The sequence below is a fragment of the Peribacillus faecalis genome (assembly GCF_014712675.1).
GTDB lineage: Bacteria > Bacillota > Bacilli > Bacillales > DSM-1321 > Bacillus_AD > Bacillus_AD faecalis.
Genome location: NZ_JACXSI010000012.1, coordinates 137,157 through 149,968 on the forward strand (window position 1 = coordinate 137,157; position 12,812 = coordinate 149,968).

14 protein-coding genes are annotated in these 12,812 nt (G+C 40.6%); 3 read left to right on the forward strand and 11 right to left on the reverse strand.

The window, feature by feature from the left end; translation table 11 throughout:
- Window positions 1-162 precede the first annotated feature (162 nt).
- The 6 genes from IEO70_RS06405 to IEO70_RS06430 all read right to left on the reverse strand — a co-directional run bounded on the left by IEO70_RS06405 (window position 163) and on the right by IEO70_RS06430 (window position 6,682).
- Entirely contained in the window at window positions 163-846 is a 684-nt protein-coding gene (locus IEO70_RS06405; RefSeq protein WP_190997533.1) for a hypothetical protein, read from the reverse strand.
- On the reverse strand, window positions 843-1,574 hold the full coding sequence (locus IEO70_RS06410) for a hypothetical protein (protein WP_190997534.1): 732 nt from the start codon (window positions 1,572-1,574) through the stop codon (window positions 843-845). The genes IEO70_RS06405 and IEO70_RS06410 overlap by 4 nt, the downstream gene beginning before the upstream one ends.
- Window positions 1,543-2,454, reverse strand: coding sequence for an ATP-binding cassette domain-containing protein (locus IEO70_RS06415; RefSeq protein WP_190997535.1), 912 nt, complete (start codon window positions 2,452-2,454; stop codon window positions 1,543-1,545). The genes IEO70_RS06410 and IEO70_RS06415 overlap by 32 nt, the downstream gene beginning before the upstream one ends.
- A gap of 1 nt (window position 2,455) precedes the next feature.
- Window positions 2,456-2,833, reverse strand: coding sequence for a GntR family transcriptional regulator (locus tag IEO70_RS06420; protein ID WP_190997536.1), 378 nt, complete (start codon window positions 2,831-2,833; stop codon window positions 2,456-2,458).
- 281 nt (window positions 2,834-3,114) lie between these two features.
- Entirely contained in the window at window positions 3,115-4,932 is a 1,818-nt protein-coding gene (locus tag IEO70_RS06425; RefSeq protein WP_190997537.1) for an ABC transporter ATP-binding protein, read from the reverse strand.
- Entirely contained in the window at window positions 4,925-6,682 is a 1,758-nt protein-coding gene (locus IEO70_RS06430) for an ABC transporter ATP-binding protein (protein ID WP_190997538.1), read from the reverse strand. The genes IEO70_RS06425 and IEO70_RS06430 overlap by 8 nt, the downstream gene beginning before the upstream one ends.
- A 148-nt stretch (window positions 6,683-6,830) precedes the next feature.
- Between IEO70_RS06430 and IEO70_RS06435 the strand changes: the two genes are divergently transcribed.
- The gene (locus IEO70_RS06435; protein ID WP_190997539.1) at window positions 6,831-7,376 is read left to right on the forward strand and encodes a TetR/AcrR family transcriptional regulator; all 546 of its coding nucleotides are present in this window, start codon (window positions 6,831-6,833) and stop codon (window positions 7,374-7,376) included.
- Between the two features lie 56 nt (window positions 7,377-7,432).
- Here IEO70_RS06435 and IEO70_RS06440 read toward each other — a convergent pair whose 3' ends face one another.
- Window positions 7,433-8,398, reverse strand: coding sequence for a bile acid:sodium symporter family protein (locus tag IEO70_RS06440; RefSeq protein WP_190997540.1), 966 nt, complete (start codon window positions 8,396-8,398; stop codon window positions 7,433-7,435).
- A 208-nt stretch (window positions 8,399-8,606) separates the two neighbouring features.
- Between IEO70_RS06440 and IEO70_RS06445 the strand changes: the two genes are divergently transcribed.
- Window positions 8,607-8,807 (forward strand): YwbE family protein, encoded by a 201-nt coding sequence (locus IEO70_RS06445; protein ID WP_190997541.1) that lies wholly within the window; start codon window positions 8,607-8,609, stop codon window positions 8,805-8,807.
- Between the two features lie 502 nt (window positions 8,808-9,309).
- Complete coding sequence (locus IEO70_RS06450; protein WP_190997542.1) at window positions 9,310-9,507, forward strand: hypothetical protein; 198 nt, start codon at window positions 9,310-9,312, stop codon at window positions 9,505-9,507.
- A 168-nt stretch (window positions 9,508-9,675) separates the two neighbouring features.
- Here IEO70_RS06450 and IEO70_RS06455 read toward each other — a convergent pair whose 3' ends face one another.
- The 4 genes from IEO70_RS06455 to IEO70_RS06470 all read right to left on the reverse strand — a co-directional run bounded on the left by IEO70_RS06455 (window position 9,676) and on the right by IEO70_RS06470 (window position 12,692).
- Complete coding sequence (locus tag IEO70_RS06455) at window positions 9,676-10,281, reverse strand: alpha/beta hydrolase (RefSeq protein WP_190997543.1); 606 nt, start codon at window positions 10,279-10,281, stop codon at window positions 9,676-9,678.
- Window positions 10,282-10,782: 501 nt separating this feature from the next.
- Window positions 10,783-11,208, reverse strand: coding sequence for a MarR family winged helix-turn-helix transcriptional regulator (locus IEO70_RS06460; RefSeq protein WP_190997544.1), 426 nt, complete (start codon window positions 11,206-11,208; stop codon window positions 10,783-10,785).
- Between the two features lie 101 nt (window positions 11,209-11,309).
- A complete protein-coding gene (gene aroD / locus IEO70_RS06465) occupies window positions 11,310-12,068 on the reverse strand; it encodes a type I 3-dehydroquinate dehydratase (protein WP_190997545.1) in 759 nt (252 codons plus the stop codon).
- A 75-nt stretch (window positions 12,069-12,143) separates the two neighbouring features.
- Window positions 12,144-12,692, reverse strand: coding sequence for a shikimate kinase (locus tag IEO70_RS06470; RefSeq protein WP_190997546.1), 549 nt, complete (start codon window positions 12,690-12,692; stop codon window positions 12,144-12,146).
- Window positions 12,693-12,812 lie beyond the last annotated feature (120 nt).

A 12,812-nucleotide genomic window follows, 5' to 3' on the forward strand; every position in this document is an offset into this window, starting at 1 on the left:
TTCTAGCAATCTTTCACGTCAATAAAACAGACTCGCTTATCAATTAAAGCGAGCCTCTTCCCTTATAATAGCTTTGGAAATTTAGTTACAGTGTCGGACGAATTATTTGCAAGAAGAAAAGGCAATGAAAGGTCTAGTGACCTCGATTGCTAATTTATAACCTTACCACTCAACATACTGCGTCTCAAATCTCGTTTCATTTTTAACCACAACATTCTTTGGTACTTGAATGTATGTGACGATGCTTCCTATATTAGAACCACTGAAACTAAGAGCAGTATCTTTATCCCCCGAAAACTGTGTAATCGGATATTCTTTGTTAAAGGCTATTCTTTTTAAATACACTGGCTCTGAGCTATAAAACATTAACTGTTCATCTTCCAATTTAAGTTTCGCCGGTTTTAGATAACCTGAAACATCTATATCACTCACATATGCACCCGTATGCAGTTGTTTGACATTAACGATTCCATCATTCTCATCCTTTATCTCAATAAAAGCAACATACCACTCATTCATGTCTGGTGATTGCTCGAGAATCAGCTCTTTACCGCTGTATTCAAAAGATTGCTCATCGATAATATAGTCTTCTAGTTGTTCAATTCTTCCGCTTTCTAAATCGGTATAGACCTTCTCATATTCCTCCTCATACTGCCCTTCATATTGGAGTGCTTTTATTTGAACATCTGGTTTCGACAAAATAAAGTAGACGATTGTAAAAATGACTAAACTAAAAATATAACTGCCCAAAACAATATTAACGTTTTTCAAAAACAGTGCTTTTTTCGAAATTTGAACAAAGAAAAGCAAAATAGAAAATAAAAGAATCACCAATATGATACTCATTTCCTAACCTCCATTCGATTAGAAATGACGCTCGCTAGTAGAAAAAAGATAAAAGTCGGGATGATCACTTTAAACATAAAATTTAAAAACGATGTTTCCATAAGATAAAATTGCAGCATTGAACTTATCATCTCAGAATTTGCGAACAGCATGCCAATCAGTAAAATCGGCAGAATAAATTTAAAGGCTTTATTCAATTGGGAGATAGTTCCGACAAGGTAGCCTAACGCACTTAGTAAAAGGCAATACAAAACAGTTGCCATAATGCCGACAGCTAAGTTTGTAACTGTGTAAGGCGCTGATAATATTTCAGCTGAAATAACTAATGGGAATAACAAACGATATGCAAACCCTATCAAAATAGCTGTCGCCCCTGCAACTGCGCTTATTGAAAGTAAAAATAACATATTTGAAAGATTGCTTGTTTGACGATTAGCAACAAAGGAGAAATCATCATATCGATAGTTTTTAGATGTAATCGTCATGCCTGTTACAAATGCCCATAACAAAGTAAAAGCAAATACCATATTAGTCGAATAAATATCGAACTCATATGAAAAATCACCTGAGGATGAACCACCCATGCTGCCTGATACCGTCGTTGAAAACAATAAACCAATTATCTGAACAGCCATCAGCGAACTGTATGATCCTTTGTACGCCTTCAGCTTGTACAAATATTGCTTCTTCACAATCTCACTCTTCGTCGTTTGCACGAAAGACATCATCAATTCCTCCTTTACTCTTATTCGTCAAGTACACGCATAAATCAGTCGCAGAAACTGAAAGTACCGTCAAACCGTTCATTTTTATCGACTCACGTTCCTGTTCTGACAAATTATTATCCACAACAACATACGTCATGCTGCCACCAAGTTGCTTCTCAAATAGTACTTCGCGATTCGCCGTCCAATCTTTTACTTTCTCAGTTGGTCCCTGTACAGCAATCGCCCACTCTTTCATTTCATCTATCGAGATATGTAATTGATTTTTGCCTTTGTCAATCAATAAAACGTCCTCAAGCAAATCCTCTATTTCCTCCAAATGGTGACTTGAAAATAAAACTGTCCGTGGAAACGCGATGAAATCCTTCAATAGCGCACGGTAAAAATCTTTTCGCACCGCTGCATCCATACCGAGTGTCGGTTCATCGAAAATCGTGAGCGCACAGCGCGAAGACAGGCCGATAATGCTGTGAAACGTACTTCTCATCCCTTTCGACATATCATTAACGTACAATTTTTCATCGAGCGAAAAGTAAGACAACAGTCGAAACGCCAACTTACGGTCGAAGTTCGGATAAAAACGGCTCGCTTCTTCTAAAATTTCGCCTAGCTTCAAAATTGTCGGCAGCGGCATTTCGTGATCGACCATAATTGAATTAGCTGATACGTTCAGGTTATTAAATGGTCTCTCGCCAAATACTTTCACTTCACCGGCACTTTCCTGAAAGAAGCCGGAAATAATTTTTAAGAATGTTGTCTTTCCTGCCCCGTTTCGGCCGATAATGCCAGTTATTTTATTTTCTTTAATCTCACAGGTAAATCCATTTAACGCCTTATTGCCTCGATACTTTTTCACTAAATCATTGCATTGAATAATCGCCACGCTATTTCCCCCTCATCTTTCTGACATTTTGAATCATCGAAATCAGCTCCGCCTCATCGACATCAAGACGTTCTGCCTCATCGACTAAATCAGCTATTAATTTCTTCAACGTCTGTTCTTTTCTTTTCTGCAAAATTCTTTCCCTTGCCTGATCCGCAACGAACATTCCGAGTCCCCGCCTTTTATAAAGAATTTCGTCCTCTGCCAGCAAATTCAGTCCTTTCGCGGCTGTTGCCGGATTAATCGTAAACATTTCCGCCAGCTGATATTGCGAATGCACTTTGTCATCTACTTGAAAATGGCCGCTTAATATTTCCGTTTCCAGCCATTCGGCAATTTGCACATAAATCGGTTTTGAATCATCACTGTTTAAAATCATGCCAACACCTCCAACTACCTCAGTGCATTACTGTTATAATGTACTATATTACATCAACTGTAAATAAACAACATTTTTGGTAATTTTCTTACTCAAATGATTAAAATACTTTCTTCTCATAAATCCTTATAGATAACAGACAAGACCAGACTCTAATCAAATCAGTCCACTTTCAAAAATAATCGAGCCCCATTTCCAATCAATCAGTCCAACCGAACTCCTGCTACAAAAAAACTCCCCCGGAAGCAATCTCCCAGGAGAGTCTATTAATCTATTAAGCTTTAAACGACCATTTCTTCTTCAAATGTACCTTCACTGAACTGGCTATTGTACAGATCAGCGTAGAAGCCTTGTCTTGCAAGCAATGTATCGTGGTTGCCGCTTTCGATAATGTCACCGTCTTTCATTACTAGAATCAGGTCAGCATTTTTAATTGTCGATAAGCGGTGGGCGATAACAAATGATGTGCGTCCGACTGTCAATTTGTCCATCGCTTGCTGGATCAGCAATTCTGTGCGTGTATCGACAGAGCTTGTCGCTTCGTCCAGAATCAATAATGGCGCGTTTTCTACCATTGCACGGGCAATCGTCAGCAATTGTTTTTGACCTGCTGATAAGCTTAGCTGATCATTCAATACCGTGTCATAACCGTGCGGCAACGTTTGAATAAAGTGATCAATGCCGACTGCTTCACAGGCGCGCACCACTTCTTCATCTGTCACACCTTTTTTATTATAAATGATGTTTTCTTTAATTGTTCCTTCGAACAGCCATGTATCTTGTAATACCATACAGAATAAATCATGGACATTTTCACGAGTAAGCGTATGCGTCGGTACACCGTCGATTTTGATTTCACCGCTGTTCACTTCATAGAAACGCATTAGCAAGTTGACCATTGTTGATTTCCCGGCACCGGTCGGTCCAACGATAGCCACCTTTTGCCCGGCTTTCGCATGAACAGAGAAATCATTGATGATGACTTTATCTTCGTTGTAACCGAATTTAACGTTTTTAAATTCAACGTCGCCTTTTACCTCAGTCAGTACAGCTGTTTTATGGCTTTCATCTTCTAGCTCAGCTTCTTCTAAAAATTCGAAGACACGACGGCTAGCAGCAGCAGTCGACTGCAGTTGAGTAGCAGCTTGTGCCATTTGTGCAAGCGGCTGTGTAAACAAGCGAATGTACATCATGAAGGCTACGATAACACCGAAAGAAATTTTTCCGTCCATCGCTAGTGCTGCACCGACAACACAGACAGCAACATAGCCAAAGTTACCGATAAACATCATGATTGGCATCATTAACCCAGATAAGAATTGTGATTTCCACACGCTGTTTTGAAGACGTCCGTTAATTTCATCGAACGTTTTCTTCGCTTCTGCTTCACCGTTATACACTTTAATGATGTTGTGACCCGCATAAATTTCTTCAATATGAGCATTCATTGCACCAAGCTCTTGTTGTTGGCTCAAGAAATATTTTTGTGACTTTTTAATGATCAACCCCATTAAACCGAAGCCGATTAATGTTGAGGCAATCGCTGTTAAAGTCATGATGACGTTCGTTGTGAACATCATCACTAACGAACCTAAAAATAATGTAACAGCGCTGACAAGTGTTCCGATACTTTGATTCATCGTCTGTCCGATAATATCGATATCATTTGTGATACGGCTAAGAACATCCCCGAAGTTATGTGTATCAAAATATTTCAGCGGCAATTTGTTGATTTTCTCTGAAACATCTGTACGCAGCTGTTTGGAGACGCGCTGTGTCACAGTCGCCATAATAAAACCTTGAATGTAAGAAAATAATGCGCTGCAACCATATAAAGCTACAAGCAAAAAGCCGATTTTCGATACAGCATCCAAATCAATTGAACCGAATAATCCGGCTGTAACGTGATCAGTCAATTCACTCAATTTGTCCGGACCGATAATCGTGAAAATTGTTCCGGTAATCGCAAGCACGATCGCTAAAACAATAACTGGCAAATACGGCTTACAGTAAGCAATCAATTTGCCCCATGTGTCGCCGAAGCTTGCTTTTGGCTCATCAGAAGAGCCGGGATGTTGGTGTTTTTTCTTTTTAAGCATACTCTAGCTCCTCCTTCGAAAGTTGGGAATACGCGATTTCTTGATACACAGGACATGATTTCAACAGCTCTCGATGTGTACCGCAGCCGACCATTTCCCCTTCATCAAGCACGATAATTTGATCAGCATCCATAATAGTTCCGATTCGTTGCGCAACAATTAAGTTTGTCGCTTCACTTGTTTCATTTCTTAATGCGGCGCGCAGAACGCGGTCCGTTTTATAGTCCAGTGCAGAGAAAGAATCATCGAAAATATAGATTTCCGGATTTCTGTATATCGCACGTGCAATTGCTAGACGTTGTTTTTGTCCGCCGGAGAAGTTTGCCCCGCCCTGTGCGACATGCGATTCATATTGGTCTTCCATTTTTTCAATGAAGTCTGTTCCTTGTGCGATCGCTACTGCTTTTTTGACAGCCGATTCGCATACATTTCCTACTCCGTAAGCGACATTGCCTTTCACGCTGCCGCTGAACAGCACATTGCGTTGAGGCACATAGCCCAATTTATCGTGAAGATTCGTTTGCTTATATTCTTTAACATTAATACCGTTGACAAGCACTTCTCCTTCTGTAGCATCGTAAAAGCGCGGAACTAAGTTAATAAGCGTACTTTTCCCGCTTCCTGTCGCACCGATGAAGGCAACCGTTTCACCTTTTTTCGCTGTGAAACTGATGTTTTTCAGAACATATTCTTCTGAATCAGGATATTTGAAGCTTACATTGCGGAATTCAACATGGCCTTTTTGTTTAGAAGGCATTTGATTATTGATTGAACCGTCAGTAATTGATATCTCTGTTTCTAAAACTTCATTAATACGGTTAGCAGCTACAACTGCACGCGGCATCATAATGAAGATAACCGTCATCATCACGAAAGCCATCACGACTTGGACAGCATATGCGGAAAAGACAATCATGTCGCTGAACAGACCGATTTTATCAGTCATTTCAGCTTGTTCAATCAAGTGAGCACCAATCCAATAAACAGCTAAGCCCAACCCGCTCATAATCAGCATCATGAATGGCATTAGTCCTGCCATAACACGATTTGTGAAAAGGTTAGTTCTCGTTAAAATATCATTTGCTTCTTCAAATTTTTCTTCTTGGTAACCTTCTGCATTGTAGGCACGTATGACACGGAGACCTGTCAGATTTTCGCGCGAAACGCGGTTCAGATTGTCCGTCAATGATTGAATTGCTCTGAACTTAGGCAGGGCAACCAGTCCGACTACGACAACGAACAATAATAATGCACCGACAGCAGCGGCAGTAGTCGCTGTCCACTCCCAGCTTTTGCCCGAAATTTTCACAATGGCCCATACTGCCAAAATTGGTGCTTTAATCAATACTTGAAGACCGAATGTCACAATCATTTGAATTTGCGTAATATCATTTGTTGAGCGTGTAATTAAACTTGCTGTAGAGAAGCGGTTAATTTCCGCCATTGAAAACGACTCTACTTTATTGAACAGCAGCGAACGAAGGCGTGCTGAAAATGATGCTGCAATTCTTGTCGCGAAGAATCCGACTACAAATGCCGCCGCCAAACTTCCTAAAGCACATAGAAGCATATAACCGCCCGCTTCCCAAATTTGACTCATTGTGCTGCCTTCCGTTTGCACATAGCCGGTGATTTCCGACATATAATCCGGCAATTTCAGATCAAGCCAGACTTGAGCGACGATGAATACTAAACTAGCTAAAATAAGCAGCCATTCCTTCAGCTGCAAATGTTTTAATATTTTAATCATACAGTTGGATACTCCTTCGCATAAATGTTTATCTTTGTTGGTTGATTCCGAATGTAACACTTGTTACACTAGATATTCATTATATTAGTATAATTTTGAAACTCAATAGTTTGAACAGCAACTGTAACAAAAAAGGGAGTTTTGTTTCATGAAAAAAGAACGGAATTCAGCGAATGCGTTTGCAAAGGATTGCATCGCTACTGCTTTCTTTAAATTAATGAAGGAAAAAGAATATGAAGATATCACGATTACCGATATTGCGAAGAAAGCAGGCGTTTCGCGCGTCACCTATTACCGTAATTACAATTCGAAAGAGGATATAATCACACAATATATGGATGAACTGGGTTATCAGTTTGAGGAACAAACGAAGCATCTTAATATTATTAAGGATACGCGGACATTTATCGTTTCCTTCTTTCAGCATTGGCTAAAGCATGAGGAATTTTTGTTAAGCTTATTGCAAGCCAATCGAACAAATATTATGCTAGAACACATTAATAAATCAATTAAAAAGAATACTACAACCGCAATGCAAAAGTATGAGGCCTGTCATTATTTAGGTTCCATACACAATATTTTATTTGAATGGATTAAAGGCGGTAAAAAGGAGAGCCCGGAAGAAATGGCAGATATCATTTGCATGTTGTACCAATCTCCTCTAACACCTTCGCTAATAGAAAAAAGGCTATAAAATGCGCCTAAAAGAAGATGACTCCGGATTTTTCCGAAGTCATCTTCTTACTATTCTTAAACTGTTTTCGATTCATTCTGTTCAATCGTTTCATTCTTATCCTTCATGCGGCTGAAAATTGTCGCCAATATCGGCCCGGAAATATTATGCCAGACACTGAAGATGGCGCTTGGAACAGCTGCCAAAGGCGAAAAATGTGCGACTGCAAGCGAAGCGCCCAATCCAGAGTTTTGCATCCCTACCTCAATAGCAACAGCTTTCTTTTTCGACAAGTTCATGCCGAATAGTTTACCGAATAAGTAACCGACTAAATAACCTAAGCCATTATGTAAAATAACAACCGCGAAGATCAACAATCCTGTTTCTGCAATTTTTTGCTGATTTGCTGCAACAACTGCCGCAACAATAGCAACAATAGCAATAACAGATACGAGCGGCATGACCTTCACACTTGCTTTTGCCTGTTTATTGAACAGCTTTTGGACAATAAAGCCAAGGACAATTGGAATCACAATAACTTTTACAATCGACATAAATAAAGATGCTGGCGCAATATCTATATATTCACTTGCAAATAAATAAATAAGTGCTGGTGTTACAAATGGTGCCAATAAAGTAGTAATCGATGTAATTGTGACCGATAAAGCCACATCGCCTTTCGCCAAGAATGTCATGACATTGGAAGCCGTACCTCCGGGACAGCAGCCTACCAAAATCACCCCAACCGCAATTTCAGGTGGCAAATCAAACAGCTTGACCAGTAAAAAGGCTAACCCCGGCATAATGACAAACTGACCGACAACGCCAATTGCCACATCTTTCGGTCTCGTAAATACTTCTTTAAAATCTGCTGCAGAAATCGTTAATCCCATCCCGAACATAACGATTCCCAATAATATTGTGATATATGCCGCAATCCATGAAAAACCGCTTGGCACAAAGAAGGCAAAGGCTGCAAAAATAAGCACCCATACAGCAAATGTATTGCTGACAAATTGACTGAAACGCTCTAATGCTTTCATAGTACACCTCGTTGTTAAATTTTATTCGTTATGGGAAATTATACATCCATAACAAAATATACGCAATAGTCTGAATATTTTTACTAACATGTGTGTAGTGGAAACGTTAGAGGGAATTAATAAATAAAACCGGATTCATTGAAAGAAGAAGCATTTTTTCTAGCTTCCTGCTACAATGAAGCATACATACTTTTGGGAGGTGCATCTTATGGAGCATACAAAACGAAGCAATATCTCACCCGGTGCATTGGTGGATATCGTGCTAAAAAAGGATCAGAGAACCGGCAAACTGACTCGTGGAACAGTGAAACGTCTATTAACGAACTCAAGCACCCATCCCCACGGCATTAAAGTCGAGCTGACAGACGGACAAGTCGGCCGTGTACAACATATTATCGAAAAAGCATAATTTTTCACTTCAATCCGCCTTTCCCTTATTATTAAGAAAAACCGTCACCGGTCCTTTTGAGTGGTTTGCAGTCAGTTTAAGATGATTACCTTCTTAAATATGTAGCAAATCAAAAGGAGACATGCGGGAACCGAAAAGCGGAAGCGGCCCGTTCAGCCCCGACCTGCATAAGACGAATCACGTAGGAAATTGTAAAATTTCTGGAGTGATTTGGCTTATGACCTCGAGGGGCTGGCCGCTGCAGCTAGACAAAACCTAAGAAGAAACAGCGACTAAGAGTGCTACGTCCTGTAGCAACGTCGCTGTGACTCTCATCCTGAGAGCCCCACGCAAGAAACCCGGTTTTGGTTTCTTGCTGGGACAAGTAATGAACATCGGCTAAAGGCATCACGTCCGCATGCCTTCACCGATGTGACCTACATCCTGTAGGCCCCTAGCATGGCAGGTGTAAGGTTAGATAGCTACCGAAGTTCAAAATTTAATAGTGTAAGGAGGCCTATAAATGGCTAATTGCAGCATGTGCTTTGATGGAAAGATTATTGATGAGAGCCATCCTGATTATGAAAGATTAGATAATGAACTGATCCGACTAATCGATGGCGGAGAATTTTCCTATTATACGGCATTCAAGCGTGCCACAAGACTTTATCCGGCCGTAATGGATTGCCCTGATTGCAAAGGAACAGGTATTGTCGAATAATTAATTACTTGCTTTCATCACATTTCCTATGTTATAGTAGCAAAGCGATGAGCTAATTGTGTAAGACGACAAACACTCCTTCAGTGGAAATGCAGGGATGTGGCCCGCAGTTTGTCGCCTCAATATTCGAAAAAAAAACGGATACCCCAGGGTGTCCGTTTTTTTTGCTTAAAAAGTTCTTTTATACCATCTCCCAGCCGCTTCCACTTCCGTACGCGAAAGCGAATGTCCATTGCTCTCCCAATGGACAGCAACTGCTGCTCCTGCATTTGCCAACATCTTTTCCAGTTCCTCTGACTCAGCAGCCGGACAAATCGGATCATTGACACCAGCTGCGATAAACACAGATGTTCCTGCTAAATTCGGCAATACGATGCTGCGACGCGGAACCATCGGGTGATGCAAAATTGCCCCTTTCAATGCAGCTTCATAATGGAACATTAAGCTTGCCGCAATATTGGCACCGTTTGAATAACCGATTGCCACCACATTATTTCTGTCAAAGCTATACTTTACTGAAGCTTCTGTTATAAAGTCATTCAACTGTGCTGTGCGAGCAATCAGATCGGCTTCGTCAAATACCCCTTCAGCCAAACGTCTGAAGAAACGCGGCATCCCATGCTCCAATACTTCGCCGCGAACACTCAAGACAGAAGCTTCTTCATCGACCATCTTCGCTAACGGCAATAAATCGTATTCGTCTCCGCCCGTCCCGTGCAATAAGAGCAGCGTCGACTTCGAGTCATCTTTTCCTTTTTGGAAAATGTGCTTCATCTCTATCTCTCCCTTTCGAAAAACCGTCACCGGTTCTTTTTCATTTTTGAACCTACTCCTCGATTTACTTCAATGAAAAAGGGGCCATGCGGGAACCGAAATGCGGAAGCGGCCCGCAAGTAAGGAACAGCGACTAAGGACGCTACGTCCGCATATCTTCGTCGCTGTGACTCTCATCCTGAGAGCCTCCGACCTGCATAAGTCGAATCACGTAGGAAATTGTAAAATTTCTGGAGTGATTGGGCTTATGACCTCGAGGGCTGGCCGCTGCAGCTAGACAAAGTCTAAGAAAGGAACATCGGCTAAAACCGCCACGTCCGCATGCCTTCGCCGATATGACCTACATCCTGTAGGCCTCCGAGCATGGCAGGTGTAAGGTTAGACAGTTATCTTCGTTCAAAAATATGCTTTCTTAAAAGCAAAATATCTCTATTTCGAGATTTTTACTCAAAATTTTTCAGGCTAAAAAACCGCACTGTCTGGCTTTCGCCTGAAAAATAATTACTGTTCTGCTTTTCCAATCTTCTTCAGCAGCGTCATCGTAGTCTGCAATTCTTCTTCCGTCAAATCAGCGAAAATTCCTTGAATCGTTTCTTCATGCTGAGGAAAAATTTCTTCAATGAACGTCCTGCCTTTTTCGGTAATTGCCGCATACGTCACACGGCGGTCTTTCGGGCAAGCTTTGCGCTCTACCAATTGTTTTTTCTCTAATTTATCGACCACATACGTAATGCTGCTACTTGCAAGCAAAATCTTTTTGCCGATATGCTGAATTGGCTGATCGCCTTTATGGTACAGCAGCTCTAATACCGCAAACTCAGTCAAATTGACACCGTACTTCTCCATATCGCTTCTTAAAATATCTTGTACAGCCTGCGAAGCACGCATAAATACAATCAACGTTTTTAAAGAAAGCTCTTTTTTCATTTTTTTCACACCTATAATTTAATTGAAATATCTCAATTTTAAATATTCTCTATTCGAGATAATTTTAACAAAAGAGCGATTAAATCGCAACTTTTTCATTATTAGCTGTTGCTGTACTTATGTATTATATGCAAGGCAGACTTTAATTCTCCAATCGGAATTTGTCCCGGTGCCGAGGCTGCTTTTACCGTTCCGAATGTTAAATCTGAGCCAAAAACTTCTCCTGCCAGTCGGCTAATGACACCTAAATTCCCCATCGACATTGTCACAATCGGTGCATCGCACTGCTGCTTCATTGTATTAGTCGCATCCAGCAATGTCAGCACATCATTGACAGATTGAGGCATAACGGCAATCTTCAAAAGGTCGGCACCATACTGTTGCATCTTTTCCAGACGGGCAATAATCTCTTGCTTGGAAGGTGTTTTAGAAAAATCATGATTAGATATCATAATATACACTTCAAATTCATTCGCTTTCGCAGTCAGAGCCTTCACTGTTTCTTCTTTACTGAACAGTTCGACGTCAACTAAATCCACAACACCGCTCTGAATGACAAGCTGATTCATATCGAAATAGTAGTCTTCATCAATTTCCCTATTGCCTCCTTCTTTGACGCTTCGGAATGTAAAAAGCAGCAATTCATCGTTGAATAGGTTGCGCAGCTTCTGAACCAATTTCAAAACTGCGGCTATATTGTCTACCTCTTCAAAAAAATCGGCACGCCACTCGACAATATCAGGCTCATACGTTTTGACAACGGCCGCTTCCCTCAATATCTCTTTCTCTGTTCTTCCAACAAGAGGAACAACAACTTTAGGCTTTCCTTCTCCGATTGTCACATTCTTGATTATCAGCATCCCGACATCCTCCGCTCCAATTGATATAAGTAAGGGCCTCCAAAAAGTTCAGAAAGCCCCTCTCTAATAAATCATTTAATATAATTCCCAGGCTAGTTTTAAAGAGTCGACAATATGGGTTGCGACTTCCTCGGGATCCTGCTCATCTGTCTCCATTTTCGAATGGTGTACTTCATAATATTCCTGTCTTTTATAGAAAAGCTCTTCAATTTCGTCCAAAGAACGCCCTTGCAATACAGGTCGGCTGTCAATGATCAAGCCGATTCTGTCTTTCCAATGTTCCCATGATAAATCTAAATAAATGACGATGCAGTTTTCCAAGCAAGCTTTTCTAATTTCCTCTTGCATGAAAGCTCCGCCGCCAAGCGAGATGATATGCAGCTTCTGCTCAGTGCACAAATGAGTAATTATCTCGCGTTCCTTATCGCGGAATGTTTTCTCACCATATTTTTCGAAAACTTCTTTTGGCGGCATACCAAATGCTTTTTCAATCTCATCATCCGCATCTATAAAACTTCTATACAGTTTCTCAGCCACTCGCTTGCCTATCGTTGTCTTCCCCACACCCATGAAACCGATAAACACAATATTTTTCTCTCGTATAGACAATTCATGACTATTCATTCAGTGCGTCTCCTTGCTCTCTTTTTAATAGTATTTTACCAAAATTATAAGAGATTGTTTAGTTTAAATGAAAATAAAGTACAGAATTATCAAAAAACTCTTTCGCTAAGCTCGCTAAAG